Raw genomic sequence first — 17,956 nt, forward strand, 5'->3', positions numbered from 1 at the left:
CGTCAGCTCACCAGCCATTCCAGAATGGCCTTCTGAACATGCAGCCGGTTCTCCGCCTGCGTGAAAATCGTGTCCGCATGCGCCTCGAACGTGGCCTCGTCGATCTCCTTCCCCCGGTACGCCGGCAGACAATGCATCACCAACGCCCCGGGCCGGGCCAGCGCAACCCGCGCCGCGTTGATCTGGTACCCCGCCAGATCCGACAACCGCTGCGCCGCCTCCGCTTCCCGCCCCATCGAAACCCAGACGTCGGTGTACAACACATCCGCCCCCCGCGCCGCCGCATCCACATCCTCGGTCACCGTGATCCGGCCCCCGGCCCGTGCCAGCAACCCCGCGTCCGGCTGGTACGCCCGCGGTGCCGCAATCCGCAACTCGAACCCGAGCCGCGCCGCCGCCCAGATCCAGCTCGCCGGAATGTTGCACGCCCCGTCCCCCACGAAGGTCACCACCTTGTCCTCCAACGGCCCCAACCGCTCCCCAATGGTGTGCAGATCCGCCAGGATCTGGCAGGGATGCTCCTCGTCCGTCAGCGCGTTGATCGTCGGGATCCCCGAGTACGCCGCAAATTCATTCACGTCCCCCTGCGCATAGGTCCGGATGATCGCCCCGTGCACCATCCTCCCCAGCACCCGTGCCATGTCCTTGATCGGCTCGCCACGCCCCAACTGAATGTCGCCCGCATTCAGGAACAACGGACGCGCCCCCATCTCGTGCAACCCCACCTCGAAGCTCACCCGCGTGCGTGTCGAACTCTTCGAGAAGATCAGCGCCCACGTCTGCCCCGCCAGCGGTTGACTCCCCGGCGGTTGACTCCCCGGCGGTTGCCGCGATCCGGGTTCCCCCGACCGGCCCCGGCCCGCCTTCAGCCGGCCCGCCCGCCCGAGGATCGACTCGATCTCCTCCCGCGTCAGTTGCTCCAGACTCAACAGGTGCTTCATGGCCCGTGTCCCCCGGTCCGGCCCCGGCCGGCGCCGATGGAAGGGACGCTCACTAGCGCACTTCCCTCCCCAACGTCACGCCAGAACATGCACCCCGCGCGCCCTATTCCAGACCCAGGATCCGCCGGCCCTCCCCGGATATCATCGACTGATGCCACGGCGGATCCCAGACGATGTCCACATCCGCCGACTCGATCCCGTCCAGCAGAAGCAGCTTCTCCTGCGCATCCCTCGCAATCACCCCGCCCATCCCGCACCCGGGCGCCGTCAGCGTCATCTTCACACCCACCTTGCTGTTCCCCGACGGCAGCGTCTCGATGACCATGTCGTACACCAGGCCGAGATCGACGATGTTCACCGGAATCTCCGGATCGTAACAGGTCTTCAGCACATCCCACACCGCCTGTTCATTCACCGGTCCCGATGGCGCCCCACTCCCGGTCCGCGGCGCCGATCCCTCCTCCGGCTTCATCCCCAGCGCATCCAGATCCTTCGCCGCAATACGGAACAACCCGCCCATCGCATGCACCGTGTACGTGCCGCCCAAGGTCTGGGCAATGTCCACCACCGTGCCCGCCATCAACGTCACGGTGTTGCCCACGGGAATCTGGATCGCCTCGCAGTCGCGCGATAGCTCAACGGTCGTCGGAGATTGCATGGAACGAATTGGGAATAGGTCGGACGGGGCCGCTTCCAGCCCCGCACCCGCACTCTAACGGGGCCCGGATTCCGACCAAGTGAAATGTTCCCGCCCTACAACCCCAACAGCACCATGCCCGCCTTCAACCAGAACGGAATCGTCACCGCACTCGCCAGCGAGGTGCCCACCACCACCCGCAAGGCCGTCCCCGCATCGCCCCCGTAATGCCGCGCCATGATGATGGGAAACACCGCCGCCGGCATCGCGGCATGAAGCAGCAACACCTCCCGCACCTCCCGCGACGCCGGAATCCACCAGGCCAGTCCCAGCATCATCACCGGCACCCCGATCAACCGCACCCCGCACGCCAGCAACACCACCCGCCACCGCACCGATTCCCCCATGCCGGGCAGCAGATCCGCCAGCGTCGCCCCGATCAGCATCAGCCCGAGGGGAATGGCGCAGCGCCCAAGCAGGTGCACCGCCTGCAGAATGGGCGCCGGCACCGCCTCCCGGGACAACACCGCGTTCAGCGCCAGCGTCCCGATAATGGCGAAGACCGGCGGATTGAGCAGATGCCGCCACCCGCCCCGCCAGGAACGGCCGCTCAACACCGACAACCCCACCAGCCACATGGCCAGTTCCACCCCGATGTTCTGGACGAAAAGCACCCCCACCGTCCCCGCCGAGAAGAGCACCTGCGCCAGCGGCAGCGGGATGTACCCGTAATTGCAGATCCCCGCCGTCAACGCGAAGGTCCGCCGCTCCTTCTCTTCCAGCCTCCGCCCCGCCCACCACCCCAGCCCGATTCCGAGCACCGTGGTCCCGAATCCCAGCAACGGCGGCAGCACCACGTTGCCCACCCGCCCAAACACCGGGTTCCCCAGGATGGTGTCCGCAATCAGGCAGGGAGTCAGCAGGTTCACCACCATCCGCACCAGACTCGCGTCGGCCTCGGGCGTCAGCCACTTCATCCGCCGGATGCCGCCCCCCACCCCGATCAACCCCAGCACCGGGAGGATCGCGTTCAGCAGAACCAGGGTGTCGCTCACGGCCTGTTGCAATCCGCGCCCGTCACGTGCGCCGCCAGCATCCGTATCTCCAGTCCCTGCAACGCTCGCAGCAGCCCGATCGCCTCCTTCTCACCCCCGCCCGGCCGCGCCACCAACGCCACCGCATCAATAAACGCCATCGGATCCCATTCCCCGTCGCGGATCAGCCGGTACGGCAGCGAGGCGTGCCCCGCCAGCATCGGCGCCGCCCCCTCCGCCAACCGTTCGAGCAAACCATGCGATCCCACCCGGTGAAACCAGTAGCGCGCGTTCGAATAGTCCGGCTCCCGCCGGTGGATGATCCCGTGAACCCACGCCGCATCGCCCCCGGCCAGATCCTGCACCAACCCATGCGCCCCGTCCGGATGATCATGCCACACCAAAACCAGCGCCCGCAGGCAGTCCGATGCCCCTCCCGCCAACCCCAGGGCTCCCGCCGCCTCTGCAGCCCGCCGCTCCGCCTCCTCCCGCGACCACACCCCGTCCCGCCCCCGCGGCCCGAGATCCGCCAGCTCCCGCGTGTTGAAAAGCGCCTCAATGACGCCGGCATTCATCACCGCGGCATGCTCCGTCCCCCGACCCGCCTTGTCCAGATTCCCCTGCTGCCGCCCGGGGCATGCCGTGCATCCCGAAGTTGTGGGGAGAGCTGCGAACATCGCGAAGCGTCGTCTCGGAGGGCCGGGTTCCACGAGGCCGCAGTGGAGTGGTGCAATGGGTTGAGGACTCGCAGAGCTCGTCCCTCCGATTCGCCACCTCCTCACCCACAACTCCGGGATGCACCGCCCAATGCGACTTCGCCCCCCCGGGACTTGCACCGCACCCCCGCCCCCGTTAACACCCCGCCAGTGCATCGCCTCGCCCTGATCCTCGCCGTCCTCCTCCCCTGGCCCGCCCCTGCCCAAACCTTCGAAGTCCCCGGTCACCAGGAAACCCTGGAGCCCCTCGAATCCCTCCTCCACCTCCACCGCGTCCTCGGACCCGACACCACCCTCTGGGACCCGTGGCTCCCCATGTCCGTTCTCGGCTGGCAGACCGACCGCGACCCAGGTACCGCCTCCCTCCGCGCCGCCTATCGCGAACGCCTCCTCCGCCGCCGCATCGATCCCGAAGGCTACGTCTCCACCCAGCAGCATGAAGGGCTCGCCCACAGCGAAGGCTGGCCGTTCCCCCTCTGGACCCAGGCCGGCGGCCAGGGCTGGCACTTCACCACACGCGGCGTTCCCTACGGCCCGGAACATGCCGTTCATACCGCCGGCTCCGTGGACGACTGGACCCTCCACGGACTGGTCCACGAACGCCTCGATCCCGCCTCCGGCTGGACTCTCCGCGCCGCCCCCGACGACGCCCATCCCGTCGCCACCCTCACCTCGCCCCCCTTTCGCATCGAGGCCCTCGTCGCCCCCTTCGTCCGCCTCAAATGGTCGATGCGCGGATTCGGCCCGGACCTCTTCGCCACCCTCCATTGGCTCCGCGAAGGGGACCCGGATTTCTCCCCTGACCGCTCCCTCGCCCTCCCTCTGCCCGAGGCGGACGACGCCGTCACCGACGTCAATCTCCCGCTCCACCGTTCCCCCGGCTGGGGCGGTCACCTGGTCCGCTTCCAGCTCCGGTTCACCCACCTCCAACCCGGCGCCGAACTCACCCTGCTCCGCCTCTTCACCGCCATCGACAGCCGGCACAACATCAACAACGCCGCCTACCTCCAGGCCTGCGACGATTACCTCCGCTGGACCGGCGACCTCGACTTCCTGCGCCGCAACCTCCAGCGCATGCGCCTTGCCCTCGCCTGGGCCATCCACGAATTTCAACTGGCCGACCGTCATCTCGTGGTCACCCCCTGGATCGGACACGACGGCCGCAGCGGTCACCGCCTCGAACCCGGCGGCAAACGCACCCTCCTCCCGGGCGTCGGCGTCGGTAACAACTACTGGGACCTCCTCCCCTTCGGCGGCGAAGATGCCCTCGCCACGATCTATTACTTCGATGCCATCCGCCGCATGGCCGCCCTCGAACGCCAGATCGAACGCCACCCCGAATGGAACCTCCCCGCCGGTCCCCTGAGCTTCACCGCCGCCGAACTCCTGGAACTCGCCAACGAAATCCGTACCGCGGGAAATCAACGGTTCTGGAATCCCGCCACCGGCCGCTTCTTCGGCTGGCGCGATACGCTCGGCAATGGCCACGACTACGGCTTCACCTTCGTCAATAACGAGGCCATCTACTACGGCTTCGCCGAACCCGCCCACGCCCGCTCCATCCGCGACTGGATCGATGGTCGCCGCCTCGTCCCCGGCGACACCTCCACCGGACCCGACATCTATCACTGGCGCTTCGGTCCCCGCGCCACCACCCGGCGCAATATCGAAACCTACCTCTGGGCCTGGTCCGACCCCGCCAGCATCCCCTGGGGAGGCCAGGTCCAGGATGGCGGCTCCGTCCTCGGCTTCTCCTTCCATGACCTCATGGCCCGGCTCCAGCTCAATGGTCCCGACGACGCCTGGAACCGTCTCCGCCACATCCTCGACTGGTTCACCGAAGTCCAGCGCGCCGGCGGCTACCGCGCCTATTACGCCGACCGCCAGCGCGGCACCCTCCAGGGCGGCGGCACCGCCGGCGGACTCGGCCTCGACCACGAGTTCTTCGAAAGCGCCCTCGTGCCCCAGGTCATGCTCTACGGCTTCCTCGGCTTCCGGCCCCGCCTCGACGGCTGCCTCATCGCCCCACGCCTCCCCGCCGCCTGGCCGTCCCTCACCGTCCGTGGCATCCGCCTCCACAACGTCACCCTCGATGTCACCGCCGAACCCCGCCGCCTGCGCGTTCAGGTCCACGGCGTTCCCCTCCGCCCCCTCCGCCTCTTCACCCCCGGAGGCGACGACGCCGAAGTCGCCATCCGCGAAGGCGTCATCGAAATCGCCACCCCGCTCTGACACCGACTTCGCTTGCCACCCCGGCCCCCTCTCCCGCACGCTCTCGCATGGCAGCAACGGCCCATCCGACGGACTCGGAATTCTACCTCCCGGCCGAACCCTTCTTCTCCGCCCACCGGCACGTCGGGCTCACCTACGACGACGTCACCCTCGCCACCCAGTTCTCCGAAATCCTTCCCCGCGACACCCAGCTCGCCACCTCCCTCGCCGACGGCCTCACCCTCCATATCCCCATCATCTCCGCGGATATGGACACCGTCACCGAATCCCGCATGGCCATCGCCATGGCCCTCAATGGCGGTCTCGGCCTCATCCACTACAACATGTCCGACAAGGACCAGCTCCGTGAGGTCAGCCGGGTCAAAAACCATGTCCATGGCCTCATCCAGGACCCCATTCAGGTCCGACCGGACCAGCACATCGGCGACGTCGTCCACATGATCGAGGAACGCCACTTCTCCTTCAGCACCTTCCCCGTCGTGGACGATCAACAACGACTCGTCGGCCTCCTCCCAGGCCACGTCGTCAAACACCGCTACGCCTCCAAACGCGTCTCCGAAGCCCTCACCCCCCGTTCCCACGTCCATACCCTCACCGTCCGCCAGCTCGGCAACGACCCCATCGCCCGCGCCGACCGCTTCTTCACCGACAACCCCGGCATCCACAAGATCCTCATCGTGGACGAGGACGACCACCTCCGCGGCCTCGTCACCCTCAGCGATATCGAACGGATCATCCAGGAACGCCGTGCCCAGTTCAAACCCGCCCGCGACGCCGACTTCCGTCTCCTCTGCGGCGCCGCCGTCTCCGCCACCCGCAATGTCTTCGGCGAACTCGACCGCGACCGCCTCATCACCCATGTCGGTCAACTCCTCGAACGCGGCCTCGACGTCGTCGCCGTTTCCACCGCCCACGGCTTCAGCAAGGGCGTCGGCGAAGCCGTCCGCATGATCCGCGACGCCTTCCCCGCCCTTCCCATCCTCGCCGGCAACGTCACCAGCGCCGCCGGCGTCGAGTTCCTCGCCAGCGCCGGCGCCAATGCCATCAAGGTCGGACAAGGCCCCGGCTCCATCTGCACCACCCGCCTCGTCGCCGGCGTCGGCATCCCCCAGCTCACCGCCCTTTACGTCTGTTCCCGCGCCGCCACCCAGCGCCGCGTCGCCCTCATCGCCGACGGCGGCATCGCCAAGTCCGGCGACCTGGTCAAGGCCCTCACCCTCGCCCACGCCGCCATCTGCGGCAGCGTCCTCGCCGGCTGCCCCGAGGCCCCCGGCGAAACCCTCGAAATCGGCGGCAAACTCTTCAAACAGTACCGGGGCATGGGCAGTCACGCCGCCATGAAGGCCGGCGCCGCCGCCCGCTACGGCCATTCCCGCGACGCCGCCCTCAAGGTCGCCGCCGAAGGCGTCGAAGCCCTCAAGGAACTCACCGGCCCCCTCGACGCCGTCCTCACCCAGCTCATCGGCGGCATCCAGTCCGGCATGGGCTACCTCGGCGCCGCCGACCTCGCCCAGCTCCGCCATACCGCCCGCTACATCCGCGTCACCCCCGCCGGCCAGCGGGAATCCGCCCCTCACGACGTCGTCGAGGTCAAAACCGCCCGCTAGCCGCGACGCCGCCCAGCCCCTAGGCTCGCCGTGTCATGTCGGACCCAGGCCCGGTGTCGTCTCAGGGCAGCCCCCTTCCACGGCAATCCTCACCTTCCCCGCGATCCCGCCATCCCTGGCGCCGTCTCGCCGCGGGACTCGTCCTCCTCACCCTCCTGGCCGCCGTCCTCGTTTCCATCCGCCCCACCCTCCGCCTCCTCCACCGCTGGCAGGCCTCCAATATCCTCGCCCAGGCCGAGGAACTCATCCGCCAGCAAAGACTCTCCGAGGCCATCGAACGCCTCGGCGTCGCCCTCCGCCTCGACCCCGCTTCGCCCGCCACCCTCCGCACCCTGGCCACCATCTACTCCCGCTTCGATCTCCCCGATGCCTTCCCCATCTGGCGCGCCCTGTTCCTCTCCCCGGGACACACGGATGCCGACCGCCACGCCTGCATCGATCTGGCCCTGAGGTTGAATCGCTTCGACGTCGCCGAACCCGAACTCGCCCGCCTCCTCGCCCTTCCCCACCCTTCCCCGGCCACCCACGCCCAGGCCGCCGACCTTTACCTCCGCCAGGGTCAGATCGATCGCGCCATCGCCTTCGCCGAACGCGCCCACGCCGATGCCCCCGACGATCCCGACCACGCCCTCCGCCTCGCCCGGCTCCGCCTGCAATCCGCGTCCGGCCCGCAACAGCATGCCGGCGCCGATCTCCTCCGTCCGCTCCTCGCCCCCGACTCTCCCGTCCGCCTCCAGGCCCTCCGCATCCTCGCCGACGAAACCGTCCGTCCCTCCCCCGCCGCCCACAGCCTGATCGAACACCTGCCCGCCCCCTCCCAGGCCCCGCCTGCGGAAGCCGTGCTCAACGCCGATGTCCGCCTCCGCCTCGAACCCGGTTCCCGCCCCGAACTCGTCGCCGCGCTCCTTGACCAACTCCAGGGCGCCGCTCCGCCCGATCAGGTCATCCTCGGTGCCTGGCTGAACCGTGCGGGCGCCTCCCGCGACCTCCTCGACGCCCTCTCCCCCTCCCATCTCGCCGCCCATCCCACCCTCGCCCCCATCCACCTCGAAGCCCTCGCGCGCACCCGTCAGTGGTCCGCCCTGCAGGAGGCCCTCGACCGGCCGGTCCCCATCGACCCGTGGCAACGCAACGCCCTGCGCGCCCTCGCCGCCACCGGACTCCAACAGCCGGACCTGTCCCGCGAATCCTGGCGCCGCGCCCTCGCCGAAGCCCGCGACCACCCCTCCAGCCTCGTCGCCCTCGGCGACTGGGCCCTCCGCTTCGGCGCCCCCGAACCCGCCATCGAAGCCTTCGACCTCCTCACCCGTGACCGCCTCACCCGCCTCCTCGGGTACCGCCGCCTCGCCGCCGTCCACGAACGCACCGGCGACACCCGCCGCCTCCGCGTCCTCATGCGCGAATGGGCCGCCCACTTCCCCGACGATCCCTGGCCCGAAAACGCCTTCTGCTACCTCAATGCCCTCCTCCGCCGCGACATCGAGGTCAGCCGCGAAAAGGCCCGATCCCTCGTGGACCGTTTCCCCGATCGCCTGCCGTACCGTGCCACCCTCGCCCTCCTCGAACTGCGCCGCGACGATCCGCGCGCCGCCGCCCTCCTCTTCGAACGCTTTCCCATCCCCGACGACCTGATCCTCTCCCCTCAGTCCCGACTCGTTTACGCCGCCGTCCTCCAGGCCATCGGTCGCACCGAGGAAGCCAGGCAACGCCTCCGCAACCTCGATCCCGACCCGCTCCTCCCCGAGGAACGCGAACTCCTGCACCGCATCCTCCGCAACGGACCCACCGCTGCACCAGCCCCCTGATCCCGGCGGGATCCATCATCGTGCATCCCGGAAAGCATCGGCTCCGAACCCGGCGGCGCCCACCCCGACTCCGGCCATCCCGCCAGACACCCCGCCCCACCCAAGCCCCATCCCTTCCGCCGCCTCATGGGAAATACCCCGGAATGACGTCGCGCTCGAACAACCCGATGATCCCCAACCGCTCCAGTCGCGCCGCGTTGAATCCCTCCACATGCCCGTCCAGCAGGAACCCGTTCGCCAGCCTTCCATGGCGCCCGTGCACCTCGTACTCGCTCGCCGCCCGGAAGAAGTAGAACTGCTGCGCCCCCAACCCCTCCCGTCCGCGGCTCGTCGTGTCCGCCAGATGCAGATACTCCGTCGGACGCCCAATCGCCTCCAGCCGGAATACCTCCCGGAAGGGCCCCCGCGTCGTACCCTCCGGCGGATCCAGCCGCACCCCGTACGTCGTCAGCCAGTTCGTGAACCGGTGCGGCGGATAACTCGGGCACACGAACAGCTCGAACGGCCGCAGCCCCGTGTTGGTCGCCAGCAGGCTCCCCCAGGTCACCCCCCGCTGCAACGGCGCATCCAGAATCACCTCGCCCCGGTGGTCCTCCGCGTACATCAGCGTCGCCATCCCCAGTTGCCGAAGCTGGTTCAAACACACCGTCGCCCGCCCCTTCTCCTTGGCCCGCCCCAGCGCCGGCAGCAGCAGACTTGCCAGAATGGCAATCACCGCCACCACCACCAGCAGTTCGATCAGGGTGAAACCCCGCCCCCGGCGGTCCCCCTCGCCCGTTTCCTTCCTGTCACGCCTCGCTCGCATCGAATGGCGCCCACCCTACGCCACCTTCTCCGCCCGGCCAACATGCCCCCCCTCAACCCCGGTGCCCCAGCAGCCGGGCCGGCAGGAAGAACACCGCCCGGATCAGCGCCAGCAACCCCTCCACCGCCATCGCCGCCACCCGGAACGGCAGCGCCACCAGCCACACCACGGGCACCAGCAGCACCAGCAGCAGCGCCAGCGGCCAGCACAACACCAGCAACACGCACCATCCGATCATCACCAGCAGAAAGTTCATGTCGTTCCTCGCTTCCGTTCTCCGCCGAACCCTCATCCCACCCGCCCGCACCCCGCCCGGTTGCAAAACCCTTGCCCCGTTCCCGTCCTCCGGAGGGACGAGCTCCGCGCGTCCTCAATCCAACGCCCCCCCCAGTCGTCACCCCTCCCGATCCCCGGACAGCACCGCCTCGATGCCCGCCCGCAATTCCGCCTGCACCGCATCCACCGGCCGATCCCCGTCCACCATCGTGAACCCGTACTCCACCTGCAGATCCCGAAACGCCACCACCAGCCGCTTCTGGTACTCGATGAAGCTGTCGAACATGTCGCTCGAAAAACCCAGATCCATCCCGCTCTCCCAGTAGTCCAGCGTGAAGTCCTTCGCGAAATTCCGCTCGATCAGGTTCTCCGGCGACACCTGCAGGTAGAACACCGCATCCGGCACCAGCGCCATCCCGTACAACTTCCGCAGCCACTCCCGGTCGATGCCCCGCACCAGGTCGCGCGCCATCAGCGTGTAGATGTACCGGTCCGCCAGCACGATGCATCCCGCCCGCAATCCCGGCAGAATCACATTGTCGAGCTGGTCCGCAAAGTCGGTCGCATAAAACAGGCTGAGGGTCGTCCGGCTCAGCGTGTTCCGGTGCTTCGCCTCGTCCAGTTCCTCGCTCACCAGCGTCGATCGCTTCAAACCCACCTGGCTCGTCGCATGCCCCGTCCCCTCCAGCCAGTCCACCAGCCGCGCAATCTGCGTCGAACGCCCCGACCCATCCGCCCCCTCGATGACGATCAGCCGCCCGCCCAGATCCTCCGCCCGCACCCCGGGAATCCCATGCCCGTAAAACCGCTTCGCCGACGGCTTCAGCACCAGCACCTCCGGCGGCAGATCCCGCGGCGCCGGCGGACGCGAGCGGTTGCGGGAACGCGAGGGTCGGGGTGGCCGGTTCATGGTTCAGGACCGGCGGTAGGTGAACCGCGACGGCTCGATCAGTTTCTCCACCAGCCGTCGCACCCGCTGCTGCTGCGCCTCGATCGGCTGGCCGGCATCCACCAGCCGGAATTCCAGCTCCGTGCTCATCCACAGGTACTGCTCCAGCAGCCGCTCCTGGAACAGCCGGAAACTCTCCCGCGGATCGGTCGAAAGCCGCAGATCCATCCCCGCCTCGAAATACTTCGGCTCCAGCCGCTCCGTCCGGATCCGGCTCAAACACAGCTCCAGCGGCGCCTTGAAGAAGAATGTCAGATGCGCCGGCATGGCGAATTCATAAATCCCCCGCACCCACCCCGGCGGACATCCCCGCACCACGTCCCGCGCGAAGGCCGCGTAGAAATACCGGTCCCACAACACCAGGTACCCCGCCCGCAACAGCGGCAGCACCTGCCGGTCGTACCGGTCCGCGAAATCCGTCGCGTGCAGCAGGGAAAACGTCGTCGGCGTCAGCAGTTCCCGGTTCTTCACCTTCGAAGTCGTGTTCCGCACCAGCTCCGACTCCTCCCACTCGCACAGAAACACCTTCACCCCCTGCATCTCGAGCCAGCGCTGCAACAGCCGGATCTGCGTGGACTTGCCCGACCCGTCGATCCCCTCGAAGGCAATCATCCGTCCCCGCATCCGTTCTGCGCCAGTACTCATTGCGCCTCACTTCACCGCCATTGGTTCCGCCACCGGCGTCTCCACCGCCCTCCCCCGCCCCACCCAGGCCACCAGGTCGCTGAACAGCGTGTACACCATCGGGATCACCACCAGCGTCAGCACCGTGCTCGTCATCATCCCCCCCACCACCGCAATCCCCATCGGCCTCCGGCTCTCCGAACCGGCCCCAAATCCCACCGCGATCGGCAGGATTCCCGCCACCGTCGAAATCGCCGTCATCAGGATCGGCCGCAGCCGGATCGCCCCCGCCCGCACCATCGCCGCCGCCGGCTCCATGCCCTTGGCCCGCATCTGATTCGCAAACTCCACCAGCAGAATCCCGTTCTTCGTCACCAGCCCGATCAGCAGGACCATCCCAATCTGGCTGAACAGGTTGATGTTCATCGCCGGAATCGCCGGCAGAACCCCCAGCCTTACCAGCGACGACAATGCCCACAACGCCCCCAGCGCCCCGATCGCCGCCAGCGGCACCGTCAGCATCACCGTGAACGGATGAATCAAACTCTCGAACTGCGACGCCAGCACCATGAACACAATGATCAGCGCCAGCACGATCACCCACAAAATCTCCCGCCCCGCGTCCCGCAAATCCCGGGATTCCCCGTACCACGAATACAGGAACCCATCACCCAGCTCCTGCTCCAGCAGGGCCTCCACCCGGTCCACCGCCGTCCCCATCGTCACCCCCACCGGCGTCGCCGAAATCGTCGCGCTCCGCAGCCGGTTGAACCGCTCGATCCGGTTCGGCGCCACCCCCACCACCCGCTCCACCACCGAACTCAACTGCACCAGCGCCCCGTCCCGGTTCCGGATGTACAGCCGGTCCAGATCCTGCGGTGTCAGCCGCGACGACCGCGCCAGTTGCGCAATCACATCGTACTCCTTCCCGTCCCGCTTGAGCCGTGACAAATCCAGGCCCCCGAACAGGATCTGCATCGTCCTCGACACGTCCTGCACCGACAACCCCAGCGCCGATGTCCGGTCCCGGTCGATCGAGACGCTCAGCTCCGGCTTGTTCATCTGGTACGAGGACTGGACATTCTGCAGGAACCCCGAGGCCCGCAGCAGATTCGCAATCCGCCCCGCCTCCACGTTCAGCGCCGCCAGGTCGTTCCCCTGGATCACCAGTTGAAACGGCGCACTGAAGCTCCGGTCGATCGCCTTCGGAATGTTCGGAATCGCAATCGCCCCCTCGATCTCCCGGAAAAACCGGCTCCTGAGCCCCCCGGGCCCGTTCACCAGCTCCTGCACCGACTTGTCCCGCTCGTCCGCCAGCTTCACGAACAGAATCCCGTTGTTCCCCTGCCCCGGTCCCCCGAATCCCGGCGCCACCAGGGACCCAAAGACATCCACCTCCGGCGTCTCCAACAGAATCTCCTCCATCTCCCGCAGCATCCGGTCCGTGTACTCCGGCGTCGATCCTTCCGGCGCCACCACAAAACAAAACAGCCGGCCCTTGTCCTCCTCCGGCAGAAAATCCCCCTCGAGATGCTGGTACAGCCACACCGTGGTCAGCACCACCCCGGCCCCCACCGCCCCCGTGACCGCCAGCCGGCCCCCCGGCGACCACCCCAGCATCCGCCCCAGCAGCCGCGTGTACAGGCTCGTCAACCCGTGCATCCCCGCCTCGAACCCCCGCACCAGGCTCCCCGGCCGCTTCTCCACCCGCCGCAAAATCCGCGACGACATCATCGGCGTCAGGGTCAACGCCACGAACGACGAAATGATCACCGACCCGGCGATGGCAATGGCGAACTCGACAAACAACCGCCCCGTCGCGCTGGTCTGAAACGCCAGCGGCGTGAACACCGCCACCAGCGTCACCGTCGTCGCCACCACCGCGAACGTGATCTCCCGCATCCCCGCAAACGCCGCCTGCATCGGCGTCTGCCCCTCCTCGATGTGCCGGTGGATGTTCTCCAGCACCACGATCGCATCGTCCACCACCACCCCGATCGCCAGCACCAGCGCCAGCATGGTCAGGATGTTCACCGAGAACCCCAGCCAGTACAGCACCACGAAGTTCGCAATCAGCGACACCGGGATCGCAATCACCGGGATCAGCGTCGCCCGGAAATTGTGCAGGAACACGTAGATCACCACCACCACCAGCGCGAAGGCGATCCCCAGCGTCTCCCAAACCTGCCGGATCGCCCGCTCCACATACACCGACTCGTCGTACCCGATGTTCATCTCGATCCCCGCCGGCAGGGTCGGCTCGATCGCCGCCATCTCCGCCCGGATCCCGCTCGCCACCTCCACCGTGTTCGCCTTCGAGTTCTTGATGACCCCCAGGAAAATGCACGGCATCCCCATCTGCCGCGCCCGCGTCCGCTCGTTCTCCACCCCCTCCCGCGCCAGTCCAATGTCCTGCAACCGCACAATCCGGTCCCCCTCCCGCGCCACCACCAGCCGGTTGAACTCTTCCACCGTCTTCAATTCCCCCAGCGTCTGGATGGTCATCTCCCGGTCGAGATTCTCCACCCGCCCGCTCGGCAGCTCGACGTTCTGCTCCCGCAACGCCTGCTGCACGTCCAGCACCGTCACCCGGTGCGCCGCCATCTTCTCCGCATCCAGTCCCAGACGCATGGCAAACCGCTGCTCGCCCCCGATCATCACCGACGACACCCCGGACACTGTCTGCAGCCGGTTCTTGATCTGCTGCTCCGCCAGGGTCGTCAGCTCCAGCGGCGTGAACCGGTCGCTTCGCATCCCAATCCACAACATCGGCCGCGCATCCGCATCCTGCTTCGCCACGATCGGTTCCTGGATGTCCTGCGGCAGCCGCCCCCGCACGCTCGCCACCCGATCCCGCACATCCTGCGTCGCCACCTCGATCGGCCGGGTCAGATGAAACTCGATGGTGATGTTGCTCACCTGCTCCCGGCTCTGGCTCGTCAGCGTCTTGATCCCCTCAATGGTGTTGATCGCATCCTCGATCCGCTCCGTCACCTCCGTCTCCATCACCCCCGCCGACGCCCCCGGATAAATCGTCGTCACACTCACCACCGGGGGATCGATGTCCGGCAGCTCCCGCACCGGCAGCCGCGTCAGCCCGATCGCCCCAAACAACACCAGGGCCAGGCTCATCATCGACGTGAACACCGGCCGGCGGATGCAGATCTCGGGCAGTTGCATGGCTCCTCCTCGCTCTCACGTCTTCGCCGGCAGATACGGCGCCGCCGAGGCCTCCGGCGCCAGCATCACCCGCATCCCCGGCGCCACCTTCTGCAATCCCTCCACCACCACCCGCTCCCCCGCCTCCAGTCCCTCCAGAATCTCCACCCGCGCCGGCAGCCGGAGTCCCACCCGCACCGGACGCACCGATACCGTGTCCTCCGCCCCCACCACCATCACCGTCGCCCGGTCCCCATCCAGAATCTGGCTCAACGCCGCCTCCGGAATCACCACCGCCTGCTCCCGTACCTCCAGCGTCAGGTTCAAATTCGCAAACATCCCCGGCTTCAGCAGCCGCTCCTCATTCGGCACCTCCGCCTTGACCAGCATCGTCCGGGTGACCGGCTCCACAAACGGCGCCACGAAAAACACCTCCCCCCGGAACTGCCGGTCCCTCCACGCCGCCACCCGGATCTCGACGGACTGCCCCACCCGCACCCGCCCCACATACCGTTCCGGCACGTTGAACTCCACCTTCACCGTGTCCAGATCCACCAGCCACGTCAGCGTGGTCGCCCGCGTCACCAGTTGACCCGGACTCACCTGCCGCGCCCCCACCACCCCCGCAAACGGCGCCCGGATCCGCGCCTCCTCCACCGCCCGCCGCCGCCCCGCCACTGCCGCCTCATCCGCCGCCAGACGCGACGCCGCCTGGTCAAATTCCTGGTTCGAGATCAACCGGGCCCCCAGCAGTTCCCTCGACCGGTCGTACGTCTGCTGACTCAATTGCAGCGCCGCCTCCGACTCCTCCAGCGCCGCCTGCAACCGCGTCTCATCCAGCGTCACCAGCAACGCCCCCTCCTTCACATCCTCCCCCTCCCGGAACAGGATCGACTCCACAAACCCGTCCGACTCCGACCGCACCTCCACCTGCTCGTTCGCCACCAGCGACCCCACCACCGCCAGCGTCTCCTCCACCGACTGCCGCACCGCCGTCACCGCCACCACCTGGATCGTCGGCGCCCCCCCACCGCCCGCCTCGGCCCCTGGCTTGCACCCGCTCCACACCCCCCCCATCAACAGCAAAACCACGCTTAAACTCGTGAGATGGCGCGACATCAAGTCCGGCCAAAGTAGGTAGCCCCCTCCCGCACCGTCAATCGCGAACCCCACCCCCGCGTCCCCGCCCCGCCAAACCGGTTGGGTGTACACGCTTCAGCGTGAGCCTTCCAAACCACCCCGACACTCCAGCGCGCGTGCACACCAAACCAACTCCGACCCACCCTCCACCCCCGCGTCCCCGCCCCGCCAAACCGGTTGGGTGTACACGCTTCAGCGTGAGCCTCCCAAGTCACCCCGACACTCCAGCGCGTGCACACCAAACCAAGTCCGACCCACACCAACCCCGGCGATGGAGCACGCGGGTCTCCCGGCCTCCCGCCGCCTCACGCCAGAATGGGCTGCACAACGTGGGCCTCGGCGTCCACTCCCGTCAGCTTCTGATCGAGGCCCTGGAACCGGTAGGTGAACCGGCGATGGTCGATCCCCAGCAGGTGCAGCACCGTGGCATGCAAATCCCGCACGTGAACCGGATCCCGCACGATGTTGTAACTGAAATCGTCGGTCTCGCCGTGGATCGTCCCGCCCCGGATCCCCCCGCCGGCCAGCCACATGGTGAAACAGCGCGGGTGATGATCCCGCCCGTAATTCTCCCGCGATAATCCGCCCTGGCTGTAAATCGTCCGCCCGAACTCGCCGCCCCACAGAATCAGCGTGTCCTCGAACAGACCCCGCGCCTTCAGGTCGTGGATCAGTCCGTAGGTCGCCTGATCGATGTCCCGGCATTGCATCGGCAGTCGCCCGGCGACATTGCCGTGGTGATCCCAGTTGTTGAGATAGACCTGCACGAACCGCACCCCTCGTTCGAGAAGACGCCGTGCCATGAGACACGTGGACGCATAGGTCCCCGGCTTCCGCGCCTCGTCGCCGTACAGGCTCCAGGTGCTGTCCGGTTCGTCCGAGATCCTCGTGAGTTCGGGCACGCTGGTCTGCATCCGGAACGCCATCTCGAACTGCTGGATGCGCGTGTGGGTCTCGGGATCGCCGATCGCCGCGTGCTTCAACTCGTTCAACCGGCGCAGGCCGTCGAGCTGGTGACGCCGCAGCGCCGCCGGCACGCCCGGCGGATCGTTGATGAACAGGATCGGGTCGCCCTGGCTCCGGAAGGACACACCCGCGTGTTCGCCCGACAGAAATCCGCTCGACCACAGCCGTCCGCTGATGGCCTGGATCTGCTCCTTGTTCGTCGGCTCGGCCACCAGCACGACAAACGTCGGCAGATTCTCGTTCATGGATCCGAGCCCGTAGCTGATCCACGAACCCATGCAGGCCCGCCCCGGAACCATGCTCCCGGTCTGCATATGCAGGATCGCCGGCTCATGGTTGATGGCCTCGGTGTGCATCGATCGGATGAAGGCCATGTCGTCCACGCACCGCGCCGTCCACGGCAGCAGCTCGGTGTTCATCCACAACCCGCACTGCCCCGCCGGCTGAAAGCCCCACTTCGACGGCGCGATCGGGAACCGCGACTGCCCCGAGGTCATCGTCGTCAACCGCTGCCCCATCCGCACCGAATCCGGCAGCTCCTTGTCGTACCAGTTCGCCATCACCGGCTTGTGGTCGAACAGGTCCATCTGCGACGGGCCGCCCACCATGTGCAGGTACAGCACCCGCTTCACCTTCGGCGCATGGTGCGGCCGGATCGCGCCGCCCCCGGCCGCGCCGGAAACATCCTCGCCCCACAACCGCATCCGCGGTCCAAGCAACGAGGCCAGCGCCGCAAAGCCCAGCGCGTTTCGCCCGCGCCCAAAGAACTGGCGCCGCGTCTCCAGACGGATCGTCTCGTCAATCAAGCTCATCGGTTCCTATAGGTTGGGCTTTGAATTCCACTGACCCGAAAAGTTCCCTGATCCACGCCCGCGGGTTCCGGCCCCCGCCCCGGTGAACGACCCGCATCCCGGCAACGAAAACCCGCTCCACCCCCGTGCATCCCGGAGTTGTGGATGAGGAGGCAGCGAACCGGAGGGACGAGCTCGGCGAGTCCTCAACCCAACGCTCCACACCGTTGCGGCCTCGTGGAACCCGGCCCTCCGAAGCACCGCCTGGCGGAGT

The 17,956-nt window shown here is 67.7% G+C and carries 14 protein-coding genes; 3 read left to right on the forward strand and 11 right to left on the reverse strand.

Annotated elements, in window-relative coordinates:
- Positions 1–2: 2 nt before the first annotated feature.
- The 4 genes from argF to KF833_10650 all read right to left on the reverse strand — a co-directional run bounded on the left by argF (position 3) and on the right by KF833_10650 (position 3,187).
- Positions 3–941, reverse strand: a complete 939-nt coding sequence (gene argF / locus KF833_10635) for an ornithine carbamoyltransferase (protein MBX3745751.1) — start codon at positions 939–941, stop codon at positions 3–5.
- A 103-nt stretch (positions 942–1,044) separates the two neighbouring features.
- Positions 1,045–1,599, reverse strand: a complete 555-nt coding sequence (sufT, locus tag KF833_10640; protein ID MBX3745752.1) for a putative Fe-S cluster assembly protein SufT — start codon at positions 1,597–1,599, stop codon at positions 1,045–1,047.
- Positions 1,600–1,694: 95 nt separating this feature from the next.
- A complete protein-coding gene (locus KF833_10645) occupies positions 1,695–2,633 on the reverse strand; it encodes an AEC family transporter (GenBank protein ID MBX3745753.1) in 939 nt (312 codons plus the stop codon).
- Positions 2,630–3,187 carry a hypothetical protein gene (locus KF833_10650; protein MBX3745754.1) on the reverse strand — a complete coding sequence of 186 codons (558 nt, stop codon included), beginning with the start codon at positions 3,185–3,187 and terminating at the stop codon, positions 2,630–2,632. Before KF833_10650 ends, KF833_10645 begins: the two co-directional genes overlap by 4 nt.
- A gap of 291 nt (positions 3,188–3,478) precedes the next feature.
- On the opposite strand from KF833_10650, the gene KF833_10655 reads away from it, so the two are divergent.
- Genes KF833_10655 through KF833_10665 form a run of 3 tightly spaced genes read left to right on the forward strand, consistent with a single transcriptional unit; the run spans position 3,479 to position 8,972 of the window.
- Positions 3,479–5,560 (forward strand): hypothetical protein, encoded by a 2,082-nt coding sequence (locus KF833_10655; protein ID MBX3745755.1) that lies wholly within the window; start codon positions 3,479–3,481, stop codon positions 5,558–5,560.
- Between the two features lie 47 nt (positions 5,561–5,607).
- A complete protein-coding gene (locus KF833_10660; GenBank protein MBX3745756.1) occupies positions 5,608–7,167 on the forward strand; it encodes an IMP dehydrogenase in 1,560 nt (519 codons plus the stop codon).
- A gap of 35 nt (positions 7,168–7,202) precedes the next feature.
- A complete protein-coding gene (locus KF833_10665; protein MBX3745757.1) occupies positions 7,203–8,972 on the forward strand; it encodes a tetratricopeptide repeat protein in 1,770 nt (589 codons plus the stop codon).
- Positions 8,973–9,096: 124 nt separating this feature from the next.
- On the opposite strand, the gene KF833_10670 is transcribed toward KF833_10665, so the two are convergent.
- The 7 genes from KF833_10670 to KF833_10700 all read right to left on the reverse strand — a co-directional run bounded on the left by KF833_10670 (position 9,097) and on the right by KF833_10700 (position 17,703).
- Positions 9,097–9,777: a type II secretion system protein gene (locus KF833_10670; protein ID MBX3745758.1), complete on the reverse strand. Its 681-nt coding sequence runs from the start codon at positions 9,775–9,777 to the stop codon at positions 9,097–9,099.
- 52 nt (positions 9,778–9,829) lie between these two features.
- On the reverse strand, positions 9,830–10,033 hold the full coding sequence (locus KF833_10675; GenBank protein ID MBX3745759.1) for a hypothetical protein: 204 nt from the start codon (positions 10,031–10,033) through the stop codon (positions 9,830–9,832).
- Positions 10,034–10,171: 138 nt separating this feature from the next.
- Positions 10,172–10,963 carry a thymidylate kinase gene (locus tag KF833_10680; protein ID MBX3745760.1) on the reverse strand — a complete coding sequence of 264 codons (792 nt, stop codon included), beginning with the start codon at positions 10,961–10,963 and terminating at the stop codon, positions 10,172–10,174.
- A 3-nt stretch (positions 10,964–10,966) separates the two neighbouring features.
- Complete coding sequence (locus KF833_10685) at positions 10,967–11,647, reverse strand: thymidylate kinase (GenBank protein MBX3745761.1); 681 nt, start codon at positions 11,645–11,647, stop codon at positions 10,967–10,969.
- A gap of 6 nt (positions 11,648–11,653) precedes the next feature.
- On the reverse strand, positions 11,654–14,806 hold the full coding sequence (locus KF833_10690) for an efflux RND transporter permease subunit (GenBank protein MBX3745762.1): 3,153 nt from the start codon (positions 14,804–14,806) through the stop codon (positions 11,654–11,656).
- A gap of 15 nt (positions 14,807–14,821) precedes the next feature.
- The gene (locus KF833_10695) at positions 14,822–15,877 is read right to left on the reverse strand and encodes an efflux RND transporter periplasmic adaptor subunit (protein MBX3745763.1); all 1,056 of its coding nucleotides are present in this window, start codon (positions 15,875–15,877) and stop codon (positions 14,822–14,824) included.
- Between the two features lie 353 nt (positions 15,878–16,230).
- Positions 16,231–17,703 carry a DUF1501 domain-containing protein gene (locus KF833_10700; GenBank protein MBX3745764.1) on the reverse strand — a complete coding sequence of 491 codons (1,473 nt, stop codon included), beginning with the start codon at positions 17,701–17,703 and terminating at the stop codon, positions 16,231–16,233.
- Between the last annotated feature and the right edge of the window lie 253 nt (positions 17,704–17,956).

The organism is Verrucomicrobiia bacterium, from assembly GCA_019634625.1.
Taxonomy (GTDB): Bacteria; Verrucomicrobiota; Verrucomicrobiia; order Limisphaerales; family CAIMTB01; genus CAIMTB01.